This is a genomic window from Coprococcus sp. BIOML-A2 (assembly GCF_009875795.1).
Taxonomy (GTDB): domain Bacteria; phylum Bacillota; class Clostridia; order Lachnospirales; family Lachnospiraceae; genus Coprococcus; species Coprococcus aceti.
Window position 1 is genome coordinate 151,324 of sequence record NZ_WWSI01000005.1, and the last position, 15,217, is coordinate 166,540.

General features: G+C 45.6%; 11 protein-coding genes. 5 read left to right on the forward strand and 6 right to left on the reverse strand.

What is annotated here, in order from left to right; all coding sequences use genetic code 11:
- Positions 1 to 52: 52 nt before the first annotated feature.
- Positions 53 to 1,555 (reverse strand): sodium-dependent transporter, encoded by a 1,503-nt coding sequence (locus GT575_RS11460; protein WP_055273258.1) that lies wholly within the window; start codon positions 1,553 to 1,555, stop codon positions 53 to 55.
- 587 nt (positions 1,556 to 2,142) lie between these two features.
- On the opposite strand from GT575_RS11460, the gene GT575_RS11465 reads away from it, so the two are divergent.
- The 5 genes from GT575_RS11465 (at position 2,143) to GT575_RS11485 (ending at position 10,301) form a co-directional block, all read left to right on the forward strand.
- On the forward strand, positions 2,143 to 3,735 hold the full coding sequence (locus GT575_RS11465) for an alpha-amylase family glycosyl hydrolase (RefSeq protein WP_161172042.1): 1,593 nt from the start codon (positions 2,143 to 2,145) through the stop codon (positions 3,733 to 3,735).
- Positions 3,736 to 3,976: 241 nt separating this feature from the next.
- Positions 3,977 to 5,287: a glutamate-5-semialdehyde dehydrogenase gene (locus GT575_RS11470; RefSeq protein WP_161172043.1), complete on the forward strand. Its 1,311-nt coding sequence runs from the start codon at positions 3,977 to 3,979 to the stop codon at positions 5,285 to 5,287.
- An 86-nt stretch (positions 5,288 to 5,373) separates the two neighbouring features.
- Positions 5,374 to 7,515 carry a YhgE/Pip domain-containing protein gene (locus GT575_RS11475; RefSeq protein WP_161172044.1) on the forward strand — a complete coding sequence of 714 codons (2,142 nt, stop codon included), beginning with the start codon at positions 5,374 to 5,376 and terminating at the stop codon, positions 7,513 to 7,515.
- Between the two features lie 21 nt (positions 7,516 to 7,536).
- Positions 7,537 to 8,187 (forward strand): hypothetical protein, encoded by a 651-nt coding sequence (locus tag GT575_RS11480; RefSeq protein WP_161172045.1) that lies wholly within the window; start codon positions 7,537 to 7,539, stop codon positions 8,185 to 8,187.
- A complete protein-coding gene (locus tag GT575_RS11485; RefSeq protein ID WP_161172046.1) occupies positions 8,184 to 10,301 on the forward strand; it encodes a YhgE/Pip domain-containing protein in 2,118 nt (705 codons plus the stop codon). The genes GT575_RS11480 and GT575_RS11485 overlap by 4 nt, the downstream gene beginning before the upstream one ends.
- 346 nt (positions 10,302 to 10,647) lie before the next feature.
- On the opposite strand, the gene trpS is transcribed toward GT575_RS11485, so the two are convergent.
- The 5 genes from trpS to GT575_RS11510 form a co-directional block, all read right to left on the reverse strand.
- Positions 10,648 to 11,709, reverse strand: coding sequence for a tryptophan--tRNA ligase (gene trpS / locus GT575_RS11490; protein WP_015533736.1), 1,062 nt, complete (start codon positions 11,707 to 11,709; stop codon positions 10,648 to 10,650).
- Positions 11,710 to 11,804: 95 nt separating this feature from the next.
- Positions 11,805 to 12,779, reverse strand: coding sequence for an ATP-dependent 6-phosphofructokinase (locus GT575_RS11495; RefSeq protein WP_161172047.1), 975 nt, complete (start codon positions 12,777 to 12,779; stop codon positions 11,805 to 11,807).
- 11 nt (positions 12,780 to 12,790) lie between these two features.
- Positions 12,791 to 13,690 carry a serine O-acetyltransferase gene (locus GT575_RS11500; RefSeq protein WP_022217305.1) on the reverse strand — a complete coding sequence of 300 codons (900 nt, stop codon included), beginning with the start codon at positions 13,688 to 13,690 and terminating at the stop codon, positions 12,791 to 12,793.
- 241 nt (positions 13,691 to 13,931) lie between these two features.
- Positions 13,932 to 14,255, reverse strand: coding sequence for a branched-chain amino acid transporter permease (locus GT575_RS11505; RefSeq protein WP_055273087.1), 324 nt, complete (start codon positions 14,253 to 14,255; stop codon positions 13,932 to 13,934).
- A gap of 138 nt (positions 14,256 to 14,393) precedes the next feature.
- A complete protein-coding gene (locus tag GT575_RS11510; RefSeq protein ID WP_330577062.1) occupies positions 14,394 to 15,065 on the reverse strand; it encodes an AzlC family ABC transporter permease in 672 nt (223 codons plus the stop codon).
- Positions 15,066 to 15,217: the final 152 nt, after the last annotated feature.

Genomic DNA, 15,217 nt, shown 5'->3' on the forward strand with positions numbered 1-15,217 from the left:
AATGAGTCTGCGTTAAATTCATAAATTTTTTTGAGACATTTCCAAAACGCAATTACTCTTTTGTCTGCTCTCTTCTGCTCCGTCCATGTCCAAACGCCAGATAGCCTATGAAAAGAACAAACAATGCTGCAACTCCCATCCAGATACACAGCAGTTTTGGTCCCTTCGGGGCAAATGTATCATAGTATCCCTTGAAATAGATTACCACAATTATAAGCGGCAGCACGTATGACATGTATTTTCTGAGGTACTGCGGAAACGGCTTACCGATACCGTTGTCTGCCTCAGCGACAAAGTTTTCAAATCCCCATCCATTCTTTCTTGTACAGAACAGGACAAAAAGTAATGATCCGAGTGGGAGGATATTTCCCGATACGAGAAAATCTTCCAGATCCATGATATTTGTACCCGCTCCCATCGGAGTGATTCCTGAGAGCATATTGAATCCAAGCACAGCCGGCAGGGAGAGCACTGATATACCGATCAGATTTATAATAAGTGACTTCTTTCTCTTCCATCCAAACATATCTATACTTATCGATATGATATTCTCAAACACCGCGATAACCGTGGAAAGCGCCGCAAATGACATGAATATGAAGAACAGAATTCCCCACACTCTGCCTCCCGGCATGTGGTTGAACACATTCGGCAGGGTCATAAACAGAAGTGATGGTCCCTTGTCCGGGCTGATCCCGTACGCAAAGCATGCTGGCAATATGATGACTCCGGCCATGAGTGCCACAAATGTATCAAGGTACATAACACTCTTCGCCTCGCCAGACAATTTTCTCTCCTTGCCTATATAACTTCCAAATATCTCCATGGATCCCATACCTACACTGAGTGTAAAGAACGCCTGGGTCATGGCGTCAAATAGTACATTGCCCCAGCCTCTGGCATTTGCACGCTCGATACTTGGAACAAGATAGAACTTAAGTCCTTCTTCGTTGCCCGAGAGCATGAGTGAGTTCACCGCCATGACTATCATCAGAACGATGAGTGCAAGCATCATGATCTTTGTCACCCTCTCCACTCCGTTCTGAAGTCCCAGTGAACATATACCTATACAGCACACGATGACCGCAAGTGTGATCGCGACCATAAGTCCCGGTGATGCAAGCATCCCTGTAAATTTGTCTTCTATTGCTTCTACTGACCCACCATGAAGCTGTCCTGATCCCATGACGTACACATAGTATACCATCCAGCCCGCTACCATAGTATAGAACATCATCAGCAGATAGTTGCCGGCATAGGCATACCAGCTGAATTTATGCCAGTTGCCGCCCTTCGGCGCAAGCTCCTTAAGCGCTGAACCAACGCTCTTGCCACTCCCTCTGCCTATCGCAAACTCACAGGTAAGGATAGGATATCCCAGAAGCAGTAGACACAGCAGATATATCACGATAAATATCGCTCCGCCATTCTGCCCGCATATATACGGGAACTTCCATACATTTCCAAGACCTATGGCACACCCCGCCGACACGAGGATGAACCCTAGTCTGGAGGCGAATTTTTCTCTGTCGCCGTTGTTACTTTCTTTACTCATACAATCTTCTTTTGCAGATGTCTGTAAAAATGGCACCTGCCTCCTTCTATTATATATTATCAGGATTATCAGGCTGGCACTATGTGTCGATTTTCAAAACCTGATACGCCCTTTGTCTGTGTCAAACATCTACTTCAAGCCATTACATTATGTATTTTCCATCTCTGCTGACACATACCCTGTGATTGTAACATACATTACAGCATTTGTGTGTTTAAACTTTTACAGATTAAAGCAAATTTTATCCCATATTTGAACCAGATAAAATACAGGTATTTTTTTGTTTGCTGCGCGTTTTCAACAAGTATATTTTCCTTCAAAATAAATCTATTAATTTACATATAAAGGATTACATTTTTCCATATTATATTTTATTATAATGAGTAGAATGTTCTTAATACTATTAAGACCGTTCTCCGTATTTTGAGGCAGATTTCTGTGTGGGTTTGCAGTACCTTATACCTTAAACCACCAGCGCATAGCTGCAAGTGCGCTGCTCATATTATGGAGGAACGAATAGTAACGCATGCGCCGCGCGAAGTGCATTTATATGCGCATGCTGCATTTTTATAAGGAGGACATTTATTATGGCTACATGGCTTAAAGATGCAATTTTTTATGAGATATACCCACAGAGTTTTTATGATACCAACGGCGACGGTATCGGTGATTTCAACGGAATCACTGCAAAGCTTGACTATATCAAGTCTCTTGGATGCAACGCTATCTGGATGAATCCTTGCTTTGATTCACCATTTTCCGATGCAGGCTACGATGTAAGGGATTACAAGAAGGTTGCCGAAAGATACGGAACAATGGAGGACATAGAGAACCTCTTCGCTGAGGCTCACAAGAGGGACATGCACATTCTCCTCGACCTGGTTCCAGGCCACACATCTGAGGAGCATGCATGGTTTACCGAGAGCAAAAAAGCTGAGCAAAATGAATACTCAGATAGATATATGTGGACTGACGGATGGCTCTGTGGCGGTGCAGGTCTCAACTACATCGCAGGAGAATCACCAAGAAACGGTGCCTACATCGTCAACTTCTTCAAGTGCCAGCCGGCTCTCAACTATGGGGTGCTTAATCCAACTGAGAGATGGCACAAGAGCATGTACGATCCTGCATGTATCGCAACCAGAGAGGCTATGAAGGACGTATGCCGCTTCTGGCTCGACAAGGGCTGTGACGGCTTCCGTGTAGATATGGCAGATTCACTTGTAAAGCATGATGATGCGAACAAGAGCGGAACAGTTGCCGTATGGCAGGACATTCTCGGCGATATACACGCTGAGTACCCTGAGTCAGCATTTGTATCTGAGTGGGGAAAGGCTGAACAGTCAATCAAGGCCGGCTTCGACATGGACTTCTATCTCGACTGGATGGGCAACGGATATAACTCTCTGGTAAGAGATTACGAAGCTCACCTGAATGCATTTGCATCTCTTCCAGAGTCACTTGACGACAGCACGGAGAACAACAGCTTCTTCAAGGCTGACAGCAAAGGAACCTGCGACCACTTCATTGATGAATACATGGGAAGATACGAGCAGATAAAGGACAAGGGTGCTATAGCCCTCATCACAGGAAATCACGACACTACACGTATCAGCTACGGACTCTCGGAGGATGAGTTAAAGCTTGCCTACGCATTCTTACTGACAATGCCCGGCAATCCATTCATCTACTACGGCGATGAGATCGCCATGAGCTTCAGAAGCATGGCAAGCAAGGAGGGCGGATTCACCAGAACCGGCTCAAGAACTCCTATGCAGTGGACAAGCGGTGACAACATGGGCTTCTCATCAGCGCCTGCCGACAAGCTCTATCTGCCGGTTGATCCTGCAGAAAATGCCGCAAATGTTGAGGCTTCCGAGGCAGATCAGAACTCACTGCTCAATACAGTGAAGACCCTCACTTCTCTCAGACATTCACAGGCCGATCTGCTGGACAAGAGCAACCTTGAGATCATCAGCAGAAAGCCACTTGTATATAAGAGAGGGAATCTACTCCTTGCAGTGAACCCTAAGAATACAGACACCCAGTCAAGGAAGCTTGCTGAGCTGACTGGTGACGCAAAGGTTATCTATTCTATAGCAATAAACGGCACACAGCCAGGTATCGCTGACGGAGTTATCACTCTTCCGGCACAGAGCTTTGTTGTGATAAGCTGCTAATTTGGAGCAATATATAACAACTCAATAACCATATAAAAAGGTCATCACATAATATGGCAATCATACACAACGGAGATTTCATTTTCCATGTGGGTTGCTCATATTATGCGATGGCCTCTTTTTATCTTCTTCCCTGTGGTCATCTCCCCAAACTTGTGGTAATATTTAATGGATTATATGCTCATGTGCCACGACAGAATAAGTGCACATGACATACAGGATTATAAAGGAGAACAAGATTATGAACATGCAGGAAGCTACAAGCATCATGAAGGCTGACAGCTACAAAATGGCTGCACTTTCAGAAGATACAAGAAACAATATACTAGTACATGTAAAGGACGCACTCATCGCACATAAGGATGAGATATTTGCGGCAAATGCAAAGGACATGGCTGCTGCCGAGGAGAACGGGATCGCAGCATCAGTCAAGAAGAGACTGAAGTTCGACGAGCACAAGCTCGCTGACGTGACAAATGGAATCGATGAGCTCATAAAGCTCCCTGACCCGGTTGGACAGATCCAGCTCAAGAGAGAGCTTGACGAGGGGCTGGTCCTTCAGAGAGTCTCCTGCCCTATAGGTGTCATCGGAATCATATTCGAGGCAAGACCGGATGCGCTGGTCCAGATATCATCATTGTGCATCAAGAGCGGCAACTGCGCAGTACTCAAGGGTGGTAAGGAAACTGCCAACACCAACAAGGCTCTCTTCGATGTGATCTACAGCACAGCCGTTGCAAACGGAGCACCAGAGGGCTGCATGCTCCAGGCAAGCCAGCACAACGAGATCGATGAGCTCCTGTCATGCAACAAGTCCGTTGACCTGCTCATACCTAGAGGCTCAAATGCATTTGTGCAGTATATAATGAACAACACCAAGATCCCTGTCATGGGACACGCAGACGGAATCTGCCACACATACATAGACAAGGATGCGGATATTGAAAAGGCAATCCCTATCATCATAGACGCCAAGACACAGTACACCGCCGCCTGCAATGCAACGGAGACACTTCTCGTCCACAGAGATGTGGCAAAAGAAATGCTTCCGGTCATGGCAAAAGCACTTAAGAAACACGGTGTAAAGCTCCGCGGAACCGCCGAGGTAGCGGAGATCATCAATCAGGCTGAACGCAATATGAGCAGCCCGAACGGTATTGAGATCATAGGAGACGATGATTTCAATACCGAGTATCTTGACCTGGTGCTCTCAGTCAAGATCGTGAACGATGTGCAGGAGGCGATCTCACACATCAACCACTTTGGTTCACATCACACTGACTGTATCGTGACTGAGAATAACGAGACCGCCGCCCTCTTCATGCAGCTTGTCGATTCGGCCGGAGTATACCAGAACTGCTCCACAAGATTTGCCGATGGATTCAGATACGGATTTGGCGCAGAGGTCGGAATCAGCACAAGCAAGATCCATGCAAGAGGCCCTGTAGGACTTGAGGGACTTGTAACCTACAAATACAAGCTTTACGGACATGGACAGATAGTTGATGACTACGCAACCGGAAAGAAGCAGTTCCATTTCAAAGACCTGTAGAATAATAAACGATCATCAGCGGGGACTCTCTCATGTACATCAGTCCTCGCTGATGCATTTACTATATAAATAGGAATTACATAAAAATGAAAACAATACTGAAAATATTCAAAAACGACCTGATCGGTATCAAAAAAAGTATACTCACAATAGTTCTCGCCGTTGGACTGTGCATACTGCCTGCGCTGTATGCATGGTTCAACATATTTGCAAACTGGGATCCATATGCCAATACCGGCAATATCAATATCGCCGTCGTCAACCTGGACAAGGGCTACACAGATGCGGACGGCAACGAGATGAACATGGGCCAGTCAGTGGTCGATAAGCTGAAAAGCCAGACCAGTATCGGCTGGGTATTTCCGGAATCTGAAAAGTCCGCCATCGGCGGTGTGAAATCAGGCACCTACTATGCCGCCGTCGTCATTGATGAGGATTTCTCCTACAACATGTTCAATGCCCTGACGGACAACTTCGTAAATCCAAGCTTCACCTACTATGAAAATGAGAAGAAAAATGCCGTGGCACCTAAGATAACCGACACTGCAGTCTCAACGCTCAAGACAAGCATCAACGAGACCTACGTCAAGGCGATATCGCAGAAGCTTATCACTGCCATTGACGACTCCGACACAGATCTGTCGAAGGATCTCAAGGGAACGGATTTCATCACAGCGCTCAAGACCATCGATGACAATCTCGCCGGATACCAGAAAACCATAGATTCCATAATCAAGGCAAATAACAAACTCAAGACCAGCACAAAGCTCAAGGACGCAACTGACAAGAGCAGCAAGCTTCTGTCCGATGCGGGTTCCGCCATTGATTCAAGCATGTCCGATATAGACTCAGTGGGCTCAACCTACTACACTGTCAGGAATTCTCTTCAGGATCAGATTGACAGCATCGCGCAGGACATACAGAATCTGAAAAGCTCTGCAAAACTTATCCATATGAAGGATGATGCAGAGAACATATCTGCCGATCTTGAGAATATCAAGGCAGATGCAGACAAACTTCAGCAAAAGATCGATGCAGTCGACGAATATATCAAATCTCTTGACATAAGCAACACGAATGAGGTTTCAGATGCACTCAACAAGCTTGACAAGCTGAAAACAGAGGTTAAGAAGATTTCCTCTCTCACCGCCGACACCATCGATAGTCTGGATATATCTGCGATCACAAATGCAGAAAATGCCGTATCAGATAAGCTCGACCAGATCATCGACTCTGTCTCAGACATAGATGACACATTTACCAGCCAGGTCATTCCTGACATGGACAACATTATCCTGAACATCAAAAATGCACTGAAAAACGCTCAGGATCTGTTAAATACCCTGAATTCTACCATCAGCAGTGCAAGCTCTGTATTTGACAATTATAAGGTGACTATTGCATCAATGAACACCAGTCTCACAGACCTCTCCGATCTCATAAGTGGTATACGTGACAAGATCCAGACCGCCACAGACGAGATCAACAAGGCCGCCGACAGCGAGGTGACCGACATGATCATAGCCTTCCTCAACGGAGACTCAGAGGCGCTGGCGTCATTCCTGTCAAAGCCTGTTGCTGTCGAGGAACATTACTACTACAGCATTGCCAACTACGGCTCGTCCATGGCACCATTTTACTCAGTGCTTGCCATCTGGGTCGGAATGACAATTCTCGTCTCCCTCATGAAGGTGCATGTGAAGGATGCGGACTATCTGAAGGATGCCAGACCACACCAGTTGTTCTTTGGAAGATACCTTATTTTCTTCCTGCTGTCTCAGCTTCAGGTTCTGGTCATAGTGCTTGGAGATCTGTTCCTGCTGAAGATACAGTGTCTGCACCCATTTGCATTCTGGGCAACTGCGGCACTCGCAGGGCTGACATTTTCAATATTGATATATTCACTCACCATATCATTTGGCGACATAGGCAAGGCCCTCGCTGTTGTGATCATGGTGCTGCAGATAGCGGGGAGCGGTGGAACCTACCCTATAGAGGCTCTTCCGAACTTCTTCAGACAGGTGTACATATTCTTCCCATTCCCATATGCGATAAATGCAATGCGTGAATGTATTGGCGGAATGTATCACGCAGACCTGTTCAAATATCTGCTTGAATTGTCAATTTTCATTGTGGTTGCACTGGTCATAGGACTTATAATCAGAAAACCATTTATCCATATCATGCACTTCATCGAGAAACGTATGGAAGATACGGATATGATGTAATGCAAATAAGGAGGAACACCCATGAACGAAGATACAAATTCAAATACAACCAGCACCGAGCCATCTGACATAAAGTCCCAGGTGCTTGCATTCAGAGACAATGCCCATGCAGCAAATGTAAAAAAGCTGAAGGCGGGTATTAAGTGTATATTCACTGTTCCCGCATGCTTCCTTATTCTGCTCTTTCTGACCGGCAGCTCCAAGATCATATTTCTTGTTCTGTGGATTGCCAGCCTGTTCATAATCGCGGCGTATCTGATACATGTGGAATACTCGGATTACAAGGTACAGGAGATGGTTAACTCGCTTCAGGATACGGAAGATAATATTGACGGTCTCATCGACATCAACAGCATATATACAAAAGTCGCTGCACCGAAGAAGAAGCTGGACGACATAATAACAAATGTAAAAACAGACATTCAGACACAGATCACCGCCGTGCAGGACAAGGTGGCTGAGATGGCTGAGGCTGTGCAGAATGATCAGAGTGTGTCTGTGCAGTCTGATGAGCAAAACGAGACAGTTCAGACAGATGAACATGGCGACTCGGTTCAGACGGATGAACATGGCGACTCGGTTCAGACGGATGAACATGGCGACTCGGTTCAGACGGATGAACAGGATGAAGCCACAGAAAACACAGAAGCTGACAAGGAGGAATTATCATGAAAAACATTTGGCGTGTATACATATCTGATCTGCGCAGGATCACCACAAATGTTGTCGCACTGTCCATAGTCATGGGTCTGTGCATAATCCCTTCCCTGTATGCGTGGTTCAACATCCTGTCAAACTGGGATCCGTATGGAGAGTCCGCCACCTCACTCATGAAGATCTCCGTCTACTCCGAGGATGAGGGAATCGAGATGAGCGGAATAAAACTGACCATCGGAGACATGGTGATCGAAAGTCTTGAAAACAACAACACTATCGACTGGACATTTGCCGATAATAAAGATGAGGCACTTGAACTCATCGCCAGCGGGGAATGTTATGCCGGAATAATCATACCAAAGGACTTCACGGCGAACATGCTCAGCATACTAAATGGCAACATCGTCAATCCCAATATCGAATACTACGAGAACAGCAAGAAGAACGCCATTGCCACCAAGATAACCGGCAAGGTCAAGACGACCGTCCAAAACGAGATAAACACAAAGATCATAAGCACGCTGACCGAGGTATTTGCAAATGCCGGAGATTTCATTTCTGGAAATAACATAGACGGTTCAGACCTCGTTGCCGGTCTTGAGAGCAAACTGGAACAGATCTCATCCACGCTGGACAATTACGTCTATATGCTGAATACATTTTCACTGCTCACAGAGTCTGCATCAGATGCCATCGATACCACTCAGCTTCTGTTTCCAAGCATAGACAGCATGGCACAGAGCGGCTCAAGCAGTCTTGGAAATCTGAGTGACAGCGCAGGCATAAGCAGCGACGTTGCAGACACCTCGATATCACTGCTGAACACAGGTCTCGACATGATCTCTGACAGACTTACAGAGCTTGGTAAAACCGTGGACAGCCTCTCAAGAACCCACGATATCGGATCAGTGTCAATCGAAACTGACCTCAATGGTTCCCTTGGCACCAATGTTCTGGACACCATAAACCGATTGATCGAAGCCCAGTCACCTATTGTATCGGATGCCAAACTTCAGTTTGAAAATCTGAACGAAGACTTAGCAAAGCTTGTATCCGACACAAGCCTGTCGGACGAAGAATTTGCATCACTGAAAAAAGCGGTATCGTCCGACATAAAGAAGTGTACAAATGACATTGCTTCAGTGAAGGATCTCATAAATAACGAACTTTCGCCTGAACTGAAATCTTCGTTAGAGAATATCCAGTCATCTCTGGCGCAGGCACAGACCGTGCTGGCAAATGTTCCGGGAAACTTCAACGATATCAGCAAGTCCCTGACCGAGTATCAGGACATTCTGAAGGACGGAACCGCAGACATCGCGGGAACGATCAAATGTCTGAAGGATCTCAAAGAAAGCATAGACAAGATCAAGGCCGACATACAGACGATCACGTCTAACAGCAGCTACCAGGATTTCATAAATGCCATCAAGGACAATCCACAGGTGATAGTGAATTTCATCTCATCACCGGTACAGATGAACACAGTTGCTGTATATGAGATATCCAACTACGGATCAGCCATGGCACCATTCTACACGGTCCTGGCACTGTGGGTCGGTGCTCTCATACTTGTGGCACTCATACACGTTAAGGTCAAGGACAATGAAGAGCTTGAGGGCGTGAAGCCTTACCAGAAGTTCTTCGGAAGATATCTTAACTTCTTCGTCATCGGACAGGTCCAGACAATCATAACCGTTATGGGCGATCTGTTCTACGTGGGAATACAGTGCAAGCATCCGATAGCATTTGCACTTGCTGCCATGATGACGAGCTTTGTATTTACATTCCTGATCTACTCTCTCACCGTGGCATTTGGCAATATCGGTGAGGCCATCGCAGTTGTCATCATGGTCATACAGGTTGCCGGAGCAGGCGGTACTTTCCCGGTGGAAGTGCTCCCATCAGTGTACCAGTACCTTTACAAATTCATGCCGTTCTCATACTGCATGAACGCCCTCAGGGAATGTGTCGCCGGAATGTATCAACACACCTACGGCAAATGTCTTGCCACCCTGCTGATATATGTTGCGATCTCAGCGGTCATCGGACTACTGCTCGCAAAGCCTTGCGCAAAGCTTCTTGACAAGCTGGAGCACAGCAAGGAGAAATCCGGATTATTTATATAGTTAACGACTCAGGTAATTACTGTTTTTGACTGTTGCAATTTACGCCCATCTGCACTGTGTAATTTCACTGACAGGACTGTATCCGTATGAAGCGGTGGTTGTGAGGATATAATATGTGATTGACAGCGTTATTTAACTCCACATTCGGGTGATATGTCACCTCCCTAGGATTTTCTTATTTTGAGATAATTTGCTCGTCATTAGCACAAAAATATCTCTAAAATGATTATTTGCATGAAAAAAGGATAAAATTCCCTTGCTTTGTCCCAAATATCACTTTTCAGGACATTTGGCGAGAATTTTATCCTTTTTACACATGTAATCATGCTAAAAGTTATAATATTTCTTACTTGAAAAGATTGTCGTTCTCAAAATAGTCAATCTTCATAGCACGGCGCACATCTGCAAGCGTCTCTGCTGCCTTTGCTCTGGCAACCTCACTGCCACTCTTTAAGATGTCGTATACATCCTGTGGTCTCTTCTCCCACATCTGACGGCGCTCTCTGATAGGCGCAAGCTCAGCCTGAAGAACATTGTTCAGGAACTTCTTGACCTTTACATCACCGAGGCCACCTCTGGTGTAGTGCTCCTTGAGCTCATCCATACCACTGTAGTCTGGAAGGAACTCCTCAAAGTACTCTGGCTTGCTGAATGCATCAAGATATGTAAATACTGAATTGCCCTCGATCTGACCAGGATCCTCTACACGGATGTGGTTTGGATCTGTGTACATGGACATAACCTTCTTCTTGATATCTGCAGGATCCTCTGACAGGTAGATACAGTTTCCAAGTGACTTACTCATCTTGGCCTTACCATCTGTACCTGGAAGTCTGAGACATGCCTCATTGTCAGGAAGAACGATCTTTGGATCAACAAGTGTCTCACCGTATACCGAATTGAACTTGTGAACGATCTCCTTACACTGCTCGATCATAGGCATCTGATCCTCTCCAACAGGAACCTCTGTGGCCTTGAATGCTGTGATATCTGCAGCCTGGCTGATAGGATAACAGAAGAATCCAACAGGGATACTTGCCTCGAAGTTTCTCATCTTGATCTCTGCCTTAACGGTAGGATTTCTCTGGACTCTTGCCACTGTTACAAGGTTCATATAGTAGAATGTGAGCTCTGTGAGCTCTGGTACCATTGACTGGATGAATATAGTAGACTTCTCAGGATCTATGCCACAGGCAAGATAATCCAAAGCAACCTGCATAATGTTCTGTCTGACCTTCTCAGGATGCTCTGCGTTGTCTGTAAGCGCCTGCGCATCAGCCACCATGATGTAAATCTCATCATACTTTCCTGAATTCTGAAGATCGACTCTTCTCTTAAGTGATCCTACATAATGTCCCACATGAAGACGGCCCGTAGGACGGTCGCCTGTTAATATTACCTGTTTCATAACCTTCTCCTTTATATTGTATCTTTTATACCTGTCATTTATATATCTTTTTATAATCAGTCAGCTTATTTTTTACCCACTGCCAGCCTCACCGATTACTCGGCCAGCAGCTTACTCAGCTCATACTGGAAGGAATCGATCTGATTGTTCTGTATATCAATTGCCTCTTTTATATCATAGTCTATAAGTATATCGTTCTTGATAGCTATCATACGATTTGCCTTGTTCTTCTTGAGTACATCAACGGCATACGCACCCATGAGTGAGCCATACATCCTGTCCTTTGCCGTTGGCTGTCCGCCTCTCTGTATATAGCCAAGCACCGATACCCTCGACTCTATACCAGTCTTATCAAGAATCATCTGTGCAAGCTCTGGAGCATCTGTAACACCCTCGGCCACAACCACCAGATAGCTGTTCCTTCCGTCAGCATGCTTTGCCTTTATCGTGTCTATGATGCTGTCATAGTCACCATCCCATTTTTCAGGAATTATGATGGCATCAGCTGATGTCGCCATGCCTGCCCAGAGCGCTATATAGCCTCTCTTTCGTCCCATGACCTCCACGACGCTGCATCGTCCGTGGGAAACCGATGAATCTCTTATCCTGTCAATGGCCTCCATGGCTGTATTCGCCGCTGTGTCAAATCCCAGCGTATACTCAGAACATGCAACATCTCTGTCTATTGTTCCAGGGATGCAGATGGTATTGATACCCTCATTCTGAAATGCTATGGCTCCGCGAAGTGTTCCATCCCCGCCGATGGCAACAAGCGCATCTACATCGTGATCTCGCAGATTCTTTGCCGCCTGCTCGCGGTATTCTTTCTGAAGGAATCTCTCGCTTCTGCTGGTGAAAAGTATCGTTCCACCCTGATTGTTTATGTTCCTGACGTCCGCCAGGCCGAGCGGCTGTGTCTCCCAGTCAATAAGTCCCTCGTAACCACGCATCACACCGACTATCTCTATTCCACTGTTGATGGCTGATACAACCACAGCCCTCACAGCTGAATTCATGCCCGGAGCATCTCCTCCGCTAGTCAGAACCGCTATCTTTCGTATGTCACTCATTTGTATGTCCTCTAATTATTTTTATACTGAAGCTCCTGCTTCTTGGCAGTAACCCTTGTATCCTTCTCTACTGAGTTGGTGATAAATGTATTACCACCCACAACAACGTTGTCCTCGATGATAGTCTCTCCTCCAAGGATGGACGCGCCTGAATAGATGGTTACATTGTCACCGATGGTTGGATGCCTCTTGGCTCCCTTGAGTTTCTGACCTCCCTGTGTAGAGAGTCCTCCAAGTGTCACGCCCTGATATATCTTCACATGCTCGCCGATAACAGTCGTCTCGCCGATAACGATTCCAGTACCATGGTCAATAAAGAAATACTTTCCTATGGTGGCCCCCGGATGAATATCTATTCCGGTCACGCTGTGGGCGTGCTCAGTCATGATCCTTGGTATCATCGGCACATCCAGCAGACAAAGCTCATGTGCCATACGGTATACAGATATGGCATACAGTCCAGGGTATGAAAGTATGACCTCATCCTTGCTGCCCGCAGCAGGATCTCCGTCAAATGCCGCCTGGATATCAGTCTCAAGATAGTCTCTTATCTGAGGTATCTTATCCATGAATTCATATGTTATATCCATCGCCTTATCCTCAAGCTCAGCATCTGTGAGCTCAGGAAACTTTTTGCAATACCTGAGAACTATCATGATCTGTTTCTTCAGATGGAATATTACATCCTCTATGATAACAGACATGTTATTCTTCAAGCTGTATATCTTATACAGCTTGTCGCTGTAATAACCCGGATACAGAATCTTCATGAGTTTGTCGATCACATCGATAATGGCTGTCTTATCCGGCTCGTTGCACAGATCCGTCTTGTTGATGGCTCTGTCATCGCCGAAATCATCCAGTATCCTCTGCACGATCCCCTCAATTCTCTGTTTATCTGATCTATCCATTACTTATTCAGATCCTTTCTAATAATATCTCCCAATATCACCTGCCCAGACAAAATCTGCCGCGATGATATCTTCATATTATAATATGTGCTTAAGTCGATAAACACACAGCTATTCTAACAAATTATGCACATTCATTCAATAGTGGGATTATGCGTACAAATTATCCGCAATCCGATTGCAGAGATTACTGCTAAAAACAGTGGTTCAGAGGAATGGAATTTTTCCACTCCTCTTTTTCTCATACCAGACGCAACATCACCATATAACTCACAGTCCCCAGCAGGATACTCAGAAGCGTATTGTGCCTCCATTTGTATGTACCGCCTGTCACCAGAACGCCAACGAGACTTGGTATTCCAGTTGCCACCGGAGCCGCCACCGCCCCCTTCAGACAGTACACTATGAGCACCGCCATGATGGTCGCCGGAAGCACCTTCCCAAGCTTTACCAGCATCTCCGGCATCTGTCTTTTTCCATTAAATATGACAAATGGAAGTGCCCTCAGTGCAAATGTTACAACTGCCGACACCGCAATTCCTATTAATATGTATCTTGTATTCATAATAGTTTCCTGTTCTTTCTATATATCATATCCTGTTTTTTATAATTGCTCTTCTATTATTATTCGTATCGTTCCGACCGCTTATGTGACAGATCTGATAAAAAAAGCTTCTGTGAATACACCGTGAATAATGCTGTCTCATTTTCTCCTCGTATTCCACACCACAAGCACCGCTGACGCTATGAGCAGTGACGGCAAAAGGAAATACTGCTGTCCAACTACCAACAAGCATAAAACCGCTATCACAATTCCTGCAATCGCCGGAATATGGCTCTCCGCCTTCTCCCACTGATCGATAAATATGATGACAAACAGTGCCGTCATGCAGAAATCAATCCCCGTCATATCAAACGGAATAATCTGACCCAGGATCCCCCCGGCAACCGCACCAACCATCCAGTAACACCTCGACAAAAAAGCCACCCAGAACATGATACTCTGATTCTCTTTACCGGTATCCGGCAGGGTACAGTTCACGGCGTAGGTCTCATCCGTCATTGTATGTATCATATATAACTTCCGCTTTCCCATGTGGTTGAACTCATCCACAAATGTCAGCGCATAGAAACTCTGCCTGCTGTTCATCAGAAATGCAGTGAGCGCCATGGTGAGTATGGAGGCTCCGCTTGAAAGCAGCGTCACAAGCACAAACTGGTACGCTCCTGTGTACACCGTCAGGCTGACCAGCAGTGAATAATACCATTTGAATCCGGCATTCTCCATCATAATTCCGTATGCCATGCTGACGAACAAATAACTGCACATGATTGGGATTGATTTGATGAATGCCTTTCTGAATATATTTCCCACGATTTTTCCTCCAACAAAACAATCGTGGTTATCCTAGTGTTTTTATAGGATAACCACAACTATTCTAACATACTAAATGTTTGATGGGCAATAGCTCAATTTGTAGCTCAAATTCTCCGTTTTGTATACTTTTCTAAAGCTTTCATTAACTC